General features: G+C 71.7%; 17 protein-coding genes and 5 pseudogenes. 11 read left to right on the forward strand and 11 right to left on the reverse strand.

Going from position 1 to position 15,128, the window contains the following annotated elements:
• Positions 1-106 precede the first annotated feature (106 nt).
• The 3 genes from AB0P07_RS27125 to AB0P07_RS27135 all read left to right on the forward strand — a co-directional run bounded on the left by AB0P07_RS27125 (position 107) and on the right by AB0P07_RS27135 (position 1,824).
• The gene (locus AB0P07_RS27125) at positions 107-865 is read left to right on the forward strand and encodes an IclR family transcriptional regulator C-terminal domain-containing protein (protein ID WP_365555123.1); all 759 of its coding nucleotides are present in this window, start codon (positions 107-109) and stop codon (positions 863-865) included.
• 84 nt (positions 866-949) lie between these two features.
• Positions 950-1,354 carry an STAS domain-containing protein gene (locus AB0P07_RS27130; RefSeq protein WP_365555125.1) on the forward strand — a complete coding sequence of 135 codons (405 nt, stop codon included), beginning with the start codon at positions 950-952 and terminating at the stop codon, positions 1,352-1,354.
• Positions 1,355-1,464: 110 nt separating this feature from the next.
• Entirely contained in the window at positions 1,465-1,824 is a 360-nt protein-coding gene (locus tag AB0P07_RS27135) for a DUF488 family protein (RefSeq protein ID WP_365555127.1), read from the forward strand.
• 108 nt (positions 1,825-1,932) lie between these two features.
• Here AB0P07_RS27135 and pntB read toward each other — a convergent pair whose 3' ends face one another.
• From pntB to AB0P07_RS27150, 3 genes and pseudogenes are all read right to left on the reverse strand, one after another.
• Complete coding sequence (gene pntB / locus AB0P07_RS27140) at positions 1,933-3,393, reverse strand: Re/Si-specific NAD(P)(+) transhydrogenase subunit beta (protein WP_365555129.1); 1,461 nt, start codon at positions 3,391-3,393, stop codon at positions 1,933-1,935.
• On the reverse strand, positions 3,390-4,961 hold the full coding sequence (locus AB0P07_RS27145) for a Re/Si-specific NAD(P)(+) transhydrogenase subunit alpha (RefSeq protein WP_365555131.1): 1,572 nt from the start codon (positions 4,959-4,961) through the stop codon (positions 3,390-3,392). The genes pntB and AB0P07_RS27145 overlap by 4 nt, the downstream gene beginning before the upstream one ends.
• A gap of 87 nt (positions 4,962-5,048) precedes the next feature.
• Positions 5,049-5,525: pseudogene (locus AB0P07_RS27150) on the reverse strand (TetR/AcrR family transcriptional regulator C-terminal domain-containing protein); the annotation flags it as partial.
• Position 5,526: 1 nt separating this feature from the next.
• Between AB0P07_RS27150 and AB0P07_RS27155 the strand changes: the two are divergent.
• Positions 5,527-6,333 (forward strand): annotated as a pseudogene (locus AB0P07_RS27155) (FAD-dependent monooxygenase); the annotation flags it as partial.
• Positions 6,334-6,361: 28 nt separating this feature from the next.
• Here the strand turns inward: AB0P07_RS27155 and AB0P07_RS27160 are convergent.
• The 5 genes and pseudogenes from AB0P07_RS27160 to AB0P07_RS27180 form a co-directional block, all read right to left on the reverse strand.
• Positions 6,362-6,759: pseudogene (locus AB0P07_RS27160) on the reverse strand (monooxygenase); the annotation flags it as partial.
• Positions 6,760-6,864: 105 nt separating this feature from the next.
• The gene (locus AB0P07_RS27165; RefSeq protein WP_365555133.1) at positions 6,865-7,785 is read right to left on the reverse strand and encodes an endo-beta-N-acetylglucosaminidase H; all 921 of its coding nucleotides are present in this window, start codon (positions 7,783-7,785) and stop codon (positions 6,865-6,867) included.
• A 152-nt stretch (positions 7,786-7,937) separates the two neighbouring features.
• On the reverse strand, positions 7,938-8,513 hold the full coding sequence (locus AB0P07_RS27170; RefSeq protein ID WP_365555135.1) for a snapalysin family zinc-dependent metalloprotease: 576 nt from the start codon (positions 8,511-8,513) through the stop codon (positions 7,938-7,940).
• A 149-nt stretch (positions 8,514-8,662) separates the two neighbouring features.
• Entirely contained in the window at positions 8,663-8,950 is a 288-nt protein-coding gene (locus AB0P07_RS27175; RefSeq protein ID WP_365555136.1) for a DUF6355 family natural product biosynthesis protein, read from the reverse strand.
• A gap of 136 nt (positions 8,951-9,086) precedes the next feature.
• On the reverse strand, positions 9,087-9,269 hold the full coding sequence (locus AB0P07_RS27180) for a hypothetical protein (protein WP_365555137.1): 183 nt from the start codon (positions 9,267-9,269) through the stop codon (positions 9,087-9,089).
• Positions 9,270-9,455: 186 nt separating this feature from the next.
• Between AB0P07_RS27180 and AB0P07_RS27185 the strand changes: the two are divergent.
• Positions 9,456-9,668: pseudogene (locus tag AB0P07_RS27185) on the forward strand (SDR family oxidoreductase); the annotation flags it as partial.
• A 65-nt stretch (positions 9,669-9,733) separates the two neighbouring features.
• Here AB0P07_RS27185 and AB0P07_RS27190 read toward each other — a convergent pair.
• The 3 genes from AB0P07_RS27190 to AB0P07_RS27200 form a co-directional block, all read right to left on the reverse strand.
• The gene (locus tag AB0P07_RS27190; protein WP_365555139.1) at positions 9,734-10,174 is read right to left on the reverse strand and encodes a DUF2267 domain-containing protein; all 441 of its coding nucleotides are present in this window, start codon (positions 10,172-10,174) and stop codon (positions 9,734-9,736) included.
• 87 nt (positions 10,175-10,261) lie between these two features.
• A complete protein-coding gene (locus AB0P07_RS27195; protein WP_365555141.1) occupies positions 10,262-10,690 on the reverse strand; it encodes a DUF2267 domain-containing protein in 429 nt (142 codons plus the stop codon).
• A 98-nt stretch (positions 10,691-10,788) separates the two neighbouring features.
• Positions 10,789-11,226, reverse strand: a complete 438-nt coding sequence (locus AB0P07_RS27200; protein ID WP_365555142.1) for an Hsp20/alpha crystallin family protein — start codon at positions 11,224-11,226, stop codon at positions 10,789-10,791.
• Between the two features lie 140 nt (positions 11,227-11,366).
• On the opposite strand from AB0P07_RS27200, the gene AB0P07_RS27205 reads away from it, so the two are divergent.
• The 6 genes and pseudogenes from AB0P07_RS27205 to AB0P07_RS27230 all read left to right on the forward strand — a co-directional run bounded on the left by AB0P07_RS27205 (position 11,367) and on the right by AB0P07_RS27230 (position 15,105).
• The gene (locus tag AB0P07_RS27205; RefSeq protein WP_365555144.1) at positions 11,367-12,038 is read left to right on the forward strand and encodes a type III effector protein; all 672 of its coding nucleotides are present in this window, start codon (positions 11,367-11,369) and stop codon (positions 12,036-12,038) included.
• A gap of 66 nt (positions 12,039-12,104) precedes the next feature.
• Positions 12,105-12,452 carry a dihydropteroate synthase gene (locus tag AB0P07_RS27210; RefSeq protein ID WP_365555146.1) on the forward strand — a complete coding sequence of 116 codons (348 nt, stop codon included), beginning with the start codon at positions 12,105-12,107 and terminating at the stop codon, positions 12,450-12,452.
• Positions 12,434-12,826, forward strand: a pseudogene (locus AB0P07_RS27215) (enolase C-terminal domain-like protein); the annotation flags it as partial. The gene AB0P07_RS27210 and the pseudogene AB0P07_RS27215, both read left to right, overlap by 19 nt.
• Positions 12,827-12,905: 79 nt before the next feature.
• Positions 12,906-13,568 (forward strand): histidine phosphatase family protein, encoded by a 663-nt coding sequence (locus AB0P07_RS27220; protein ID WP_365555147.1) that lies wholly within the window; start codon positions 12,906-12,908, stop codon positions 13,566-13,568.
• Positions 13,569-13,691: 123 nt separating this feature from the next.
• Positions 13,692-14,525, forward strand: a complete 834-nt coding sequence (locus AB0P07_RS27225; protein ID WP_365555149.1) for a PIG-L family deacetylase — start codon at positions 13,692-13,694, stop codon at positions 14,523-14,525.
• A 40-nt stretch (positions 14,526-14,565) separates the two neighbouring features.
• Positions 14,566-15,105, forward strand: a complete 540-nt coding sequence (locus AB0P07_RS27230) for a GNAT family N-acetyltransferase (RefSeq protein WP_365555151.1) — start codon at positions 14,566-14,568, stop codon at positions 15,103-15,105.
• Positions 15,106-15,128: the final 23 nt, after the last annotated feature.

Genomic DNA, 15,128 nt, shown 5'->3' on the forward strand with positions numbered 1-15,128 from the left:
TGTGGCCCCCGCCACGGGCCGGGACATGAGCGCGGATACTCAGGCCGTACTCATTGACCCGGTTCCCGCCTTGCCGGACCGATCCGGCCGGGGGCAGGGTGGAGGGATGAGCGGTCAGGAGGGCCCCACGCTCATCGCCTCGGTGCAGCGAGCCTTTCGGCTGATGGAAGCCGTGGGCGCCCACGAAGGCGGCGTACCGGCCAAGCAGCTGGCGCGCGAGACGGGGCTGGCCCTGGGCACCACCTATCACCTGCTGCGCACCATGGTGCACGACGGCTACGTGCGCAGACTCGAGGACGGCACGTTCGTCCTCGGGGAGAAGCTGGGCGCACTGCACGCCGGGAGCCGCGACCAGACGGCGCTCAGCAGGGTCCGGCCCACCCTCACGGAGATCCGGGACGGCCTGTCGGCCGCGGCCTACCTGACGCTCTACGAGGAGGGCGAGATCCGGGTCGCGGAGATCGTGGACGGGCCGAAGGCGCCCCGTGTCGACCTGTGGGTCGGCTTCGAGGACGCGGGACACGCCACCGCGCTCGGCAAGAGCGTGCTGCGCGAGCTGGACGCCGACGCCCGCGCCGACTACCTCTCCCGCCACACACTGAACGATCTCACCCCGCGCACCATCACCTACCGCGCCGAACTGCTGCGCCGTCTCGACGCCGCCCCGCGGGGCCCGGCGGTGACCGACATCGAGGAGTACCGGCTCGGCACCGCGTGCGTCGCGGTCCCCGTCCGCCGCGGCGACACGATCGGTTCGCTCGGCATCTCCGTGGACGTCAACCGCGCGGCCCACCTCGAAGAGGCGGTGGCGACGCTGCTCGGCACCGCGGAACGGGTGTCCCGGGGCCTCTCGCTCACCATCTGAAAACCGGGCTCTTGTGGCGCCGGGGCCGTACCGCGTTTCCTGGATGAGACGGGCGAATCGGACAGTGGTTCAGGGGAGCGAGAAGTGAGTGATCAGGGCGTCGCGGGGCCGGACGTGCGGGTCGGTTGCCGGGTGGCGAACGGCTGGACGGTCGTCAAGGCCGACGACGAGCTCGACATCGCCTTCGCGCCCCTGGTCCGCGACGAGGTGGGTCGGCGCCTCGCCGAGGGGCACCGGCACTTCGTCCTCGACCTGTGCGACACCCCCTTCATCGATTCCATGGGGCTGGGCATGATCGTGGCCGTGACCAAGCGCATCCGCAGTCATCACGGGTCGCTGCTGATCGCCTGTTCCGACCGGCGGCTCCTGCAGGTCTTCGCCCTCGGCGGCCTGAGGACGGTCTACTCCTTCCACGACTCCGTGGAGCAGGCCGTCGCGCAGCGGCCCGGCGGGGAGGGGCTGGCCGACTGGCCGCCCGCGCGGGGCTGAGGAGCCGGCACCGTCGGCTCCGTGTGTGGGCCCGCCGTGGCGGTTCACCAGAACGGAAGGCGCGCCCCCGCGCGCGAGGGAAGACTGCCCGTCTCCACGGAAGGTGGGTCATGACCGCACGGGTCGGATACCGGAGGATCTATGAGGAAGCCACGCCGCAGGACGGCAAGCGAGTGCTCGTCGACCGCCTGTGGCCCCGTGGCGTGAGCAAGGAGAAGGCCGATCTGGACGAGTGGCTGCGCGACGTCGCCCCCTCGACCGACCTGCGCCGCTGGTACCACCATGATCCCCAGCGGTACGACGAGTTCCGGCGCCGCTACTTCGCCGAACTGGAGGACCCCGATCACGAGGCCCCGCTGCGACGGCTGCGCGACATGGCGGCACACGGCAAGGTCACCCTGCTGACGGCCACCAAGGACGTGGACCACAGTGAGGCCGCCGTCCTGGCCCAGTGGCTGGACGGGTCCTGACGGAGTCCCGGGACGACGGCCTCGACCGGCGGGACGTTCAGGACCGGGCCGTACGGTACGTTCAGGACCGGGCCGTGAAGGCGTCGGGCCGGTCCTGAACGTCCCGGTTCACCTTCCCGCCGCCACCCCCTGCGCGGGGGCTGCCGGGCCCGCTCCGGTCTCGGGGCCGAGCGCCCGCAGGATGCCCTCGACGCTCTGCTTGGCGTCGCCGAAGAGCATGCCGCTGTTCTCCCGGAAGAACAGCGGGTTCTGCACACCCGCGTAGCCGGAGGCCATCGAGCGTTTGAAGACGACGACCTGCTCCGCCTCCCAGACCCGCAGCACGGGCATCCCCGCGATCGGACTGGCGGGATCGTCGGTCGCGGAGGGGTTGACCGTGTCGTTCGCCCCGATCACGAGCACGACCGACGTGTGGGCGAAGTCGTCGTTGATCTCGTCCATCTCCAGAACGATGTCGTAGGGCACCTTCGCCTCGGCCAGCAGCACGTTCATGTGCCCCGGCAGCCGCCCGGCGACCGGGTGAACGCCGAAGCGCACCTCGATCCCGCGCTCGCGCAGCCGCCGCGTCAGCTCCGCGACCGGGTGCTGGGCCTGCGCCACGGCCATGCCGTAGCCGGGGGTGATCACCACGGACCGGGCCCGCGCGAGCAGCTCTGCCGCCTCGTGGGCCCGGATCTCACGGTGCTCGCCCTGCTCCTCGTCACCGCCGGGCGGGGCCTCGATGCCGAACCCGCCCGCGATGACGGAGAGGAAGGAACGGTTCATCGCCTGGCACATGATGTAGCTCAGATACGCACCGGAGGACCCGACCAGGGCACCGGTGACGATGAGCAGGTTGTTGTCGAGCAGGAACCCGGCCGCCGCCGCGGCCCAGCCGGAGTAGCTGTTGAGCATCGACACGACGACGGGCATGTCGCCGCCGCCGATGGAGGCCACCAGGTGCCAGCCCAGGGCGAACGCCACCACCGTGACCGTCACCATCAGCGGGAGGTTCGGACTGACGGTGAACCAGACCGTCAGCCCCACGAACGCGGCCAGCGCCCCCAGGTTCAGGGCGTTCTTGCCGGGCAGCACCAGGGGCCGGGACCTGATCCGCGCGGACAGCTTCAGGTACGCCACCACGGAGCCGGTGAAGGTGACCGCGCCGATGAAGACGCCGATGAACACCTCCGCGTGGTGGATGCCGATCAGGTCGGCGGCGATCCGGCCCCGCGAGCCGTGCGCCTCGACCTCCAGGTAGCTGTTCCAGCCGACCAGGACGGCCGCGAGACCGACGAAACTGTGCAGCACCGCGATCAGCTCGGGCATCTGGGTCATCTCCACCCGCCGCGCCCGCCACAGGCCCAGCGCGCCCCCGATCACCGTGGCGAGCAGGATCAGCGCGATGGGCCCGGCGGAGACGCTCTGCGCCGAGACGACGACGGTCGCCACCAGGGCGAGGGCCATCCCCGCGATGCCGTAGACGACGCCGGCGCGCGAGGTCCGGTGCTGCGACAGACCGGCGAGGCTGAGGACGAACAGCAGGGCCGCGACCAGGTCGGCGGCGCGGGAGGCGGTCATGGACGTCATCGGGACTCGCCTCTCGAGAACATGGACAGCATGCGGCGGGTGACCGCGAAGCCTCCGAAGATGTTGACGCTCGTCAGCAGGATCGCCACGAAGGACAGCACGGTGACGAGCGCGCTCTCGTGCCCGATCTGCAGGAGGGCCCCGATCACCACGATCCCCGAGATGGCGTTGGTCACCGACATCAGGGGTGTGTGCAGGGAGTGGTGCACCTTGCCGATCACGTAGTAGCCGATGACCACCGCCAGCGCGAACACCGTGAAGTTCTCCGCCAGCTGCGCCGGGGCGAAGGCGACCATCAGGAAGGTCGCGAGCATGCCGAGGCCGATCAGCAGGAAGCGACCCGCCGGGGCGAGGCGGGAGGGCTTGGCGCCCACCGGGGCGGCGGTCGATGCCGCCGGGGCGGTGGCGGGCGGCGCCGCCGACACGGCGACCGGCGGGGGAGGCCAGGTGACCGCGCCCGCACGGACCACGGTCACGGTCCGCTGCACCACGTCGTCGAAGTCGACGACGATCCGGCCGTCCTTGCCGGGGGTGAGCAGCCTGAGCAGGTTGACCAGGTTGGTGCCGAACAGCTGCGACGCCTGGGCGGGCAGCCGGGACGCCAGGTCCGTGTAGCCGATGAGGGTCACACCGTTGTCGGTCACCACACTCCGGCCCGCGACGGTCCCCTCGACGTTGCCGCCCTGGGCGGCGGCCATGTCGACGACGACACTGCCGGGCTTCATCGCCGCCACGTCGGCGGCCGTCAGCAGTCGCGGGGCGGGCCGGCCGGGTATCAGCGCGGTGGTGATCACCACGTCCACGTCGCGGGCCTGCTCGTGGTACAGCTCGGCCGCGGCCCGGTCGTAGTCGGCCGACGTCGCCCGGGCGTAGCCGTCGGTGCTCTCCTCCTGGGCCACGTTCACCGCAAGGTACTCACCGCCCAGCGACCGCACCTGGTCGGCGACCTCGGGACGGGGGTCGGTGGCGCGGACGATCGCGCCCAGACTGGACGCGGCCCCGACGGCGGCCAGCCCCGCGACGCCGGCCCCCGCCACAAGGACCTTCGCCGGCGGCACCTTGCCCGCCGCGGTGACCTGCCCGGTGAAGAAGCGTCCGAAGACGTGCGCGGCCTCGATGACCGCCCGGTACCCGGCGATGTTCGCCATGGAGCTGAGCACGTCCATCGACTGCGCCCGCGAGATCCGCGGCACCGCGTCGAGGGCGAGCACGGTGACGGCACGTGCGGCGAGCGCCTCCAGCAGCTCGGGCCGCTGGGCCGGAGTGATGAGCGCCACCAGCGTCGTCCCGGCGCGCAGCGCCGAGATCTCCTCGTCGGTGGGCGCGTTGACCTTCAGTACGACATCCGCGGTCCAGGCCTCGCCGACCCTCGCCCCCGCCTCGGCATAGGCCTCGTCACCGAAGCCGGAGGCGGCGCCGGCCCCCGACTCGACGACGACCTCGTAACCGAGGCCGAGCAGCAGGCGCACCGTCGAGGGCGTCGCGGCGACGCGGGTCTCCCCGGGCAAGGACTCGGCGACGACGCCGACGCGTTGAGGTGGTTGATGAGCGGGTTGGTGTCCAGTCATGTCCAGTCTCTCGTCGAGGCGTTGTTGCCCGGTTCCGTACCCAGAGGAGAGCGGCGGGGCACCGAAAACGGCCCCTGCGCGTGGACGTCAGCCGAGTTTCGCCGCCACGGCGTCCAGGACCCACTCCAGGCCGGTCGCGAAGGACTCCTCGGCCTCCACGTGCGTGCCGTCGTACACGGCCTTGGTCAGCGCCGGGAAGCGGCCCGTGGCCAGCATGCGCGTCACGTGCGGGCCGCGGGCGCGCTGCCACTCGCTCTTGGACAGGCCCGTGGCGCGCTCGGCCCGCAGATCGGTGATCTCGCGCCTGATCGCGCCGGTGAAGTAGGCGCTGACCGTCTCCACGGCGCGCATGACGGTGTCGACGTCGGTGAGGCCGTCGAGGGCCGCCAGCGTCGCCTCGGACACGGCCAGGCCGTTCGGACCCAGGGCCGGGCGGCCGCCGAGCAGGTCGGCCAGCCACTCGTGCCGGAGGGCGGCGCGCCGGGTGCCGTGGGCGAGGGAGCGCAGCGCCTCCCGCCAGTCACCGGCTCGTTCCCCGGGCAGGATCTCGGCGTACACCGCGTCCCAGCTCCGTGACCTGCTGCTCGGCCCCGTCGGCGTCCGCTGGGGCGAGCACGTGACGAAGGCGGTCCCGGGGGGCCGGGACGGCGTGCGGGTCCACTTCGCGGACGGACGGGAGGAGACGTTCGACCTCGTGGTGGGCGCGGACGGCGCCCGGTCCCGAACCCGCCCGGCGGTCTCGGCGGTGACGCCGCGCTACACCGGCGTCACCGCGGTCGAGACCTCCCTGGACGACGTAGACACCCGCCACCCCGACCTGGCCCGGCTGACCGGCGACGGTTCCGTGGCCGTGTACGGCGTGAACCGAGCGCTCGTCGCCCAGCGCGGCAGTGGAGGCCACGTCAAGGTGTACGCCCAGTTCCGCGCGCCGCTCGACCGGCACACGGAACGGGACACGGCCGACGCCGGCGCCGTGCGGTCACGTCTGCTGGCCCTGTTCGACGGCTGGGCCGCTCCCCTCCTCGACCTCCTCCGGCACGGCACCGATTTCGTCCACCGCCCCCTCTACGCCCTGCCCGTGGGGCACACCTGGACCCGTGTCGCCGGCGTGACGCTCCTGGGCGACGCGGCCCACCTGATGCCGCCGCTGGGGGCGGGGGCCAACCTCGCGCTGCTGGAAGGCGCCGAACTCGCCGAGTCCCTCGTCGCCGGCCCCGCGGACCCGGACGAAACCGTCCGGGTCTTCGAGGAGCGGATGTGGACCCGGGCCGCCAGGTGGGCGAGCTTCACGACGGCCGGTCTGGAACGCCTCGTGAGCCCGGACCCGGCCGCCGCCCTCGCCCTCTTCGACCAGGTCCAGTCGCCCGGATGAGCAGCGCTTTCCCGCGCTCCCCGGTGCGTCAGCCGGCGGGACGGCCGAACCAGCGGGAGAGGTGCTCCTCCAGGTCCCGCTGATCGTCGCCGATCCGGGCGACGTGCCCGTCGGGGCGCACCAGGACGCACGGAACGTCCAGCGCGGCCGTGGGGTCCGCGAGGTGATCGATCCGGTCCGACCAGCCGTTCACGGCGAGCGTCCGGTACGGTCCCGCAGCAGCCCCCGTCCGCGGTGCAACAGACCGTAGAGGCGGCCCTGTGCCACGTCGATGTCCCGCAGGCGCCGGCCGAGCAGGTCGGGGCCCGTACCGAAGTCGTAGCGGATGCCGATCGCGGTGATCTTCTCCACGAGACGGCGGTTCACCTCGTCGATGCCCATCAGTTCGGTCAGGAGCCTGCGCACGGCCTGCGGCCCCGGTTCCGTCTCGGGCGGTGTCGCGGTGCACCGCAAGCTACCGTCGCGGGGCTCGGGCGTCCAACCCTTTTCGGCGGAGAACACCCGGGTCGACCGACGGGGAGCGGTGCCCGCCTACGGCGTGTAGACGGCGTCGCTGCCGTACAGCTCCCTGGTGAACGCGGAGACGTCGGCGCTGCGATCGCTGCCGTCGAGGTTGTACGTCAGATAGACGCCGTACCCCTCGTCGACCGTGCGACGGGCGAGGTCGGCGGCCGTGCCGCGGGAGGTCCGGCCGATCTCGACCGCCGCGGGTGACAGCTGTGACTTGGGCAGCGCGATGCCGGGGACCTGCCAGGTGCCGTAGTACGGGTTCCAGGCGTAGTCGAAGTCGGAGGAGATGTCGACGCCGCCGTAGGACAGGCGTGAGGCGGCCGGACCGATGTTGTACAGGCTGATGATCTTGTCCGGCATGTTCGCGCGCAGGGCCGTCACCAGGTGCACGAACGAACTGTCGTTGGGCTGCGCGGTGCCGTTGGTGCCGTACTCGGCGTACTCGTCGTCGAAGTCGATGCCGTCGAGGCCGTACTCCGCCACGGCGTTCGAGAGTTGCTTCGCGAACGCCGAAGCGGCCTGCTGGGACGTGAAGTTGGCGAATCCGGCGCCCTGGTGGTTGCCGAGCACCGAGAGGAGGACCTTGATGCCCTTCCGCTGCAACGGCCGTATCTGGGTGGCAACGTTGTCGAGGACGCGTTGCACGTTGTCGTTGAAGTGCAGGTACGCCTTGTTCGTGCCGGTGTCGTAGTTGATGTTCGCCGCGAAGATCACGGCGACGTCGAAGACGTTGCCGCCTCCGTGCGCCAGGGTGTACTTGCCGACGTTGAGCATGCTGTTGTTGTTCACCTCGACGTAGGCCACCGAGGTCGGCCCCTGCTCGACGGGGGCGGCGGGGTCCGCCGGCGCGCCGCTCGCGGTGGTGGCGCCGACGAGGAGGGTCGCGGCGGTCGAGAGTGCGAGCGCCGCCGTCCGCACCTTTCTCCGTACCAGAGTGAACATGGGTGATGGCCTCCCAACGCGGTGCGGCGCCCCGCCTGTTCGGGGCGCCGAGCGAGTGCTTCCAGTCTTCCCCTGCCCGATCGAGCCCTCGGACGTGTGCCGGAACTCTTCACGGCTTCCCCGCACGGCGCACTCCGGTGCTCGTGTCCCGGTCAGTCCACGAAGAGGGCCCGAGTCGCTCCCGCGACGGGTGACGGCGAGCCGGCCGCACCGGCGAAGTTGTTCTCGACCTCCGCCTTCTCCGCCGCGCTCGGGTACGGGTTCGTGCACGGGACACCCGCACTCGACCCCGACATCAGGCTGGAGCACGGCCCGGGCTTGCGGTCCGGCAGCCCCAGGATGTGACCCAGTTCGTGCGACGAGATGCGCACCGTGTCGTAGCCCTCGTTCACCGCCTGACGCCCGATCCAGACGGTTCCCCTGCCCAGGGACGTGGGGAGGGCGCGGGGCCAGCCGTCGTCGGCCACGACGCGGATGTCGGCCCGCTGCCCGGCCCGGACCGGGCGCAGCTGTGCACCCTCGACGCTCTCGTTCCAGATCTCCGCGCCCCGGTCGACCGCGGACCGGAACTCGGCGGAGCCGGCGGCGTCGTAGGTGAGAACACGGGATGCGGCCGCAGTTCCCGCGATGTCGCCCGGCGAGTCGGTGGCCGCGGCTTCGCCGCTCAGCAGCGGCAACGACATCAGCGCGGCCGCGGCAAGGTGCCCGGCCAGTGTGCGCACGTGCATGTTCGACCTCCTTGTGGGGGAGAGGGGTCGTGTCCATGACATTACTGTGCCTTCCCTGCCCGCCGGAAGGCCCTCGCAATCGGTCGATCCGGCTCGGCCCTCCCCAAAGAGCCGAGCCGTTCAGGTTCTGGCCGTCCCGGTTGCTCGGCTCAGCAGGTCCGGCCGGTGTACCAGGCGCCGTCGATGTCGGAGCTGGCGCCGATCCAGGTCACGCCGGGCACCACGCACATTTCGCTGTTGGGCCCCCAGTCGTCGATCTCGATGACGATGTGCGAGCCGTCCGAGGTGCAGTGGTTGTAGTAGGCGTCGGAAGCGGTCTCGTAGAAGCCGCAGGGGTTCGCCGCGGCCGGTCCGGCGCTCAGGGTGAGCGCGCCGACCGAGGCGAGAGCCAGGGACAGGGAGGCGAGGGCGCTGGTCACGATACGACGAAGAGGCACGAAGGACTCCAAACGGTGGGGGATCGCCGGGTCGGGCTGCCGGAGCCGGTCGATCCGTTGTCGGTGCGCTGCCCAGACTCACAGTCCGGGGACGCCGGTTCGCTCGACGGAGGCGCCGTTCACCCGGCGAATCGATTCAGTGCTGCGCCGACCGGTTGATCCGCACCGGTACGCCGGATTTCGCGGCGGCGAGGCGGTCGGCGGTCGGCGCGGCGGCGAGGCCGGAGAAGCACTCAGGGCGGGTGGGGAAGTGGCTTGCTCCGACGCCGCCGAAGTGGCCCACACGGGCGGAGCGGCTGGGGCATGCGGTCGAGATCACGACACGCGACGTGCCCACCGGGCCGCCGGGGGGACCTGTGTGTGCACGACCAACTTCTTCCGAGGACCCCTCGTGCAAGCCATCACCGTCCACGGTCGCGACGCGGGTTCCGGCGGGCTCACCCTGACGCAGCTCCCCCGCCCCCATGCCGCCGAGAACGACGTCGTCGTGCGGGTGCACGCCGCCATGCGTGTGAACGCGGTGGCGCCGGGACCGGTGTGGACACCACTGATCCCGGCGACGCTGCCGGACACGGCCGAGTTCGGCAAGCAGAGCCCACTGGGCCGCCCCGCGCAACCGGCCGAGCTCGCCCCGGCGTACGTCTACCTCGCCTCCCGGGAGGCCGGGTACGTCACCGCCGAGACCCTGAACGTGACGGGCGGGACGCCGCTGCCCTGAGCCGGCCCGTGCGGCCCCCGGTTCCCGGCTCCTGGGGGCGGCGACTCCAGTGCGGTCCCGGGGTTTCAGGCGGCCTGGGTCAGTTCCGCGCGACCGAAGAGGATCGCGTAGCCGGGAGGCAGCTGGGCGAGGACGCGGTCGAGCAGAGCGGGTCCGGCGAGACGTGCGACGACGCCCAGGACCGAGCCGACGTCCCACCGCGTGGTGGCGAGGGTGCCGCCGGTGCGGGTGGCGAGGTCCCTGACGAACGCCCAGCCGGTCATCGGTCCGGTTTCCGGGACCTGCGCGGCGAAGATCCGGGCCGCTTCGCGGGGGAGACGGGCGGCCAGTTCGACCCTCTCCTCGCCGGTGATGCGGCGGCCGAGGGCGGCCAGGACGGCGGCCACGACCTCTTCGGCGCGCTCCCTGGTGGGGTAGGCGCCGTGGTAGCGGACCTGCTCCAGCATCTGTGCGAAGGACATGGCCGGCTCGGGCTTCATCGTCGTCGGAGCCGTCTGGGACTGCATCGGTGAGGGGCGCCTTTCTCTGTCGTGGGCTGGTGGTACGGCGTCGTGAGGTACGGCCCGGTCGGCCGGTTTCTGCGGGAACGGATCTCAGCGCCGGGAGGTGCGGCCCGCGCTCGGGACGGCGACGTCCTGGGGCCGCCCGAAGAGCAGGTCGTACCCGGGCGGGAGCTGGAACAGCAGGCGGCGTGTCAGCTCTGCGCCGGCTGCGTCGGCGGCCACGCTGAGTACGGCCCCGACGTCCCAGGTGGCGGTCTGTTCGGTGGCTCCCTCGATCCACGCCGCCGTGGCCCGCACGAAGCGGTCGGCGGACAGCGGCTCGGTGGCCTGCAGTGGATTGAGGAGGATCAGCGCGAAGCTCTCCGGGAGCCTCGCGGCCAGTTCGGCCCGTACATCACCCACCAGGTGCGCGCCCAAGAGGGCCAGCACGGTGCGTGCCGCACGGTCGGCCTCGGCGCGGGTTGGGTACTCGCCGCGTTCCTGTACCTGATCGAGGAACACGTCCCACCGCATGGTCATCGCAGTCCTCCTTCCCCGGGCGGTCGGTGCCGACGGGCGGGCGGAGGGCGGGGCCGGGGGACACACCGTCCTCCGCCGCCGGGAGCACGGCTCCCGCCTCAGCCGGAGATCTCCTTGTGGTCCGGGCCGGCACCGATCGAGATCTTGCGCGGCTTGGCCCGCTCGGCGATCGGGACGCGCAGGGTGAGCACGCCCGCGTCGTAGTCGGCGCTGATCCGCTCGGTGTCGAGCGTGTCCGCGAGCATCAGCTGGCGGGAGAACACGCCGAAGGAGCGTTCCGAGAGTTCCCTCTGCGCCTCGTCGCCGCCGGCGACGGGACGACGCTCGGCCCGGACGGTCAGCATGTTGCGCTCGACGTCGATGTCGATAGCGTCCCGGTCGACTCCGGGGATGTCGAGGGCGATCACGTACACGTCGCCCTCGCGGTAGGCGTCCATGGGCATCGCCGAGGGACGGGACCAGGTGCCGGACGCGGTGGGGAACAACTGCTGGGTGAGCCGGTCGAGCTCACGGAACGGGTCGGTGCGCATCAGCATGGTCAAACACCTCCAGTCGAGTAGATCCGCTCATGCGCTGGGTCTTGCTTCTTCTTGTACCATGTCATCGAAACGATGACAACAACTGATGTCATCCACTGGACGACGTCGAGTGGACGACGTCGAGTCGGGAGGTGACCATGGCCGCAGACCCGCGGGAACCCGCAGACCAGCCCGTGTCCTTCCTCGCCGCCAAGGCGGCGCTGACGGCGATCGAGGAAGCCGTCCACAGCGCCCAGGCGCCGCGGGACGGCAAGCAGTCCCGCGGCGAGGTCAGCTCGGACCAGGCGCTCGCCGCCCTGCTGCTCCTGCGCGAGATGCGCGACCGGCTCGCCGGGTGGGAGACGGGACTGATCGAAACCGCCCGCGAGGCGGGGGCCAGTTGGGCGGAGCTCGCCGGCCCACTCGGTGTCGCCAGCCGCCAGGCCGCCGAACGCCGCTACCTGCGCCTGCGACCGGGTGCCCCCGGCAGCACCGGCGAACAGCGCGTCCAGGCCACCCGCGACCGCCGTGCCGCCGACCGCGCCGTCACCACCTGGGCCCGGGGCAACGCCGCGGACCTGCGTCAGCTCGCCGGTCAGGTCACCGCACTCACGGGTCTGCCGGCCGACGCTCGTACGCCTCTCGTCCAGGCCCTGGGCCGGGACGACGCCGCCGGCCTCATCGAACCGCTGTCCGATGCCCGTGCGCACCTCCGTGCGCACCACCGGGACCTGGCCGACCGCATCGACACCCTCACCCGGCGCACCGACCGGCTCCGTCGCACCGGCAGCAGCGAGGAGCAGCCGCCCGAGCGACGACAGGGGCCATGACCGCATGAACGCCACAGCAGTCGACCTCGATTCCGCGGCCGCCGCATCGTCAGCGACCGGCCCTTGGTGACGGCGATCGTCAATCGCACACCGGACTCCTTCTACGACCAAGGCGCCACCTTCGCCACCGAAGCGGCCCAGACCGCCATCGCCAGGGCCGTCGCCGAGGGGGCCGACGTGATCGACCTCGGCGGAGTGGCGGCCAGTGCGGGAGAGGAAGTCACCGCCGTCGAAGAAGCCGCTCGTGTCGTCCCGCTCGTCGAATGGGCCCGCGACCGCTATCCGGATCTCCCGATCGGCGTCGGCACCCGGCGCCATGAGGCGGGCGACGCGGCCTGCCGGGCCGGCGCGGCCTCCTCGACGAGGTCTGCACCTCCGTCCACGCCTGCACCACGCTGCTCCGGGACCGGCTGATCGACTGCGTCCGCTCGGCGGTGACGCACACCGGCGGCATCACCGCCGCACGCAAACTGCTCGACATGGCCGCCGTGTACGGCATCAGGTCCGGCATGCACGGTCCGACCGGCATCTCACCCGTGGGCATGGCGGCCGCCCTCCACCTCGACCTCGCCGTGCACAACTTCGGCCTCCAGGAGTACCTGCGTCACACCCCTCGGACGCTTGAGGTGTTCCGCACGTCCTACTGCTTCGAGGACCGCCTCCTGCACCCCGGCGCCGCCCCCGGCCTCGGGGTCGAGCTCGACGACGAGGCCGCGTCCCGCTTCCCCCACGAGCCTGCCTACCTGCCCGTCAACCGCCTGCGCGACGGCACCGTCCACGACCGGTGAGGCCCCGGGAGCCCGCCCGTTCCCCGTGGAGCGTGGCATGGTGGGGATGTCCCGTCCACCTCCCGGAAAGCCCCGCCGCATGCGTCTCCTGCTCATCAGGCACGGTCAGACTCCGTCCAACCTCAAGCACCTCCTCGACACCGCGGAGCCCGGCCCCGGTCTGACCTCCCTGGGCCAGGAACAGGCCGCGGCACTGCCGGACGCGCTGGTGGCGGAGCAGATCGACGCGCTGTACGCCTCGACGCTCGTGCGCACCCAGCTGACCGCCGCGCCCCTGGCCGCCGCGACCGGGCTGGAGGTCCGGGTCCGGGCCGGTGTCCGGGAGCTGGCCGCCGGCGATCTGGAGATGCGCGGCGACGACGAGGCGGCACGCCTCTACATGCACACCGCCTTCGCCTGGTCCGCGGGGGACGTACGGCTCCGTATGCCCGGCGGCGAGAACGGAGTGGAGGCGCTGGGCCGATTCGACGCCGTCGTGGCCGAGGCCCACGAGGACGGCGCGGAGACGGTGGCCGTCGTCAGCCACGGTGCCGCGATCCGCATGTGGGTCGCGGCGCGGGCGGACAACGTGGACGTCGCCTACGCCGCGCAGCACCCCCTGGCGAACACGGGCATCGTCATCCTCACCGGATCGCCCGACCAGGGGTGGCGAGCACTGCTCTGGGAAGGCACCTCGCTGGGTCCCCTTCCCCACACCCCGGATCCGGACGACCCCACGGGGTCGGCTCTTTCCACGCCCTGACGCGCGCGCTCGGCACCATCGGGAACAGCGGGGCCGACCCGCGCTGTTGCACAGGCGCATGACCGCCCCATTCGTTCGGGACGCATGTATACCGAGACGCATGTCCTCAGGAGGAGCATTTTCATGACCGACCGACCCTTGACGCTCATGGCCGTGCACGCCCATCCCGACGACGAGGCCACCGGAACGGGCGGCGTCCTCGCGCGGTACGCGGCGGAAGGCGTCCGCACGGTGCTCGTGACGTGTACCGACGGCGGCTGCGGTGACGGACCGGGGGGTGTGAAGCCGGGCGATCCCGGACACGATCCGGCGGCCGTCGCCCTGATGCGCCGTCAGGAACTCCGGGAGAGCTGTGACGTCCTGAAGATCAGTGATCTGGAGATGCTGGACTACGCCGACTCCGGGATGGCGGGCTGGCCCAGCAACGACGCCGCCGGATCCTTCTGGCGGACACCGGTGGAGGAGGGCGCCGCACGACTCGCGGAACTCATGCGGGACTACCGGCCCGATGTGGTCGTCACCTATGACGAGAACGGCTTCTATGGCCACCCCGACCACATCCAGGCGCACCGCATCACGATGGCGGCACTGGAGATGACGGAGTTGACGCCGAAGGTCTACTGGACGACGGCGCCCCGCTCGATGATGGGGCGTTTCGGCGAGATCATGCGCGAGTTCGGCGAGGACGTGCCCGAGCCGGACCCCGACGAGGCCGCCGCGATGGCCGAGATCGGTCTGCCCGACGACGAGATCACCACCTGGGTCGACACCACCGCGTTCAGCGGTCAGAAGTTCGACGCGCTGGCCGCGCACGCCAGCCAGGGCGAGAACATCTTCTTCCTCAGGATGGGCAAGGAGAGGTTCGGCGAACTGATGGGCATGGAGACCTTCGTGCGCGTCCGGGACACCACGGGCGCGGCCCTGCCGGAGAACGACCTCTTCGCCGGACTGCGCTGAACCCGGGCCGGCCGGGTTCCGGGGCTGTTAGCCTGCGCGCATGTCAGACCTGGGACCCGTCGCCTGGCCGCCCGAGCCGATCAGGACGGGCAGACTCGTGCTCCGTGAGTCCGAGGCCCGGGACCGTGCGGTGTTCATCGAGCTGCTGGCCTCGCCGGAGGTGCACACCTACCTCGGCGGCCCCCGCCCGCGGGAGGAGCTCGCGCGCGAGATGCCCGGGGTGCCGGGGCGGTGGCCCGGGTGTTTCGTCGTCGAACTCGACGGGGCGATGATCGGCGAGGTCCTGCTCAGGAGAGCGCCCGAGCACCAACGCCCGGCTGCCGTGGGGAAGGTCGATCTCGGCTACCTGTTCCTGCCCCGGGCATGGGGTCTCGGGTACGCCGCCGAGGCGTGCGCGGCGGCTCTCGACTGGCTCGACGGCGCCCTTCCCGATGAGCCGGTGGTGCTCACCACGCAGACCGCCAACGCCCGCTCGATGCGCCTCGCCGAGAAGCTGGGGTTCACCGAGGTCGAGCGGTTCCGGGCATGGGACGCCGAGCAGTGGCTGGGTCTGCGGTCCCCGGCCGAACCGTCCCTCTGAGCCGAATGCGGTGCGAGCGGGCG

Origin of the sequence: Streptomyces sp. NPDC085944 (genome assembly GCF_040686295.1) — a bacterium.
GTDB lineage: Bacteria > Actinomycetota > Actinomycetes > Streptomycetales > Streptomycetaceae > Streptomyces > Streptomyces salinarius.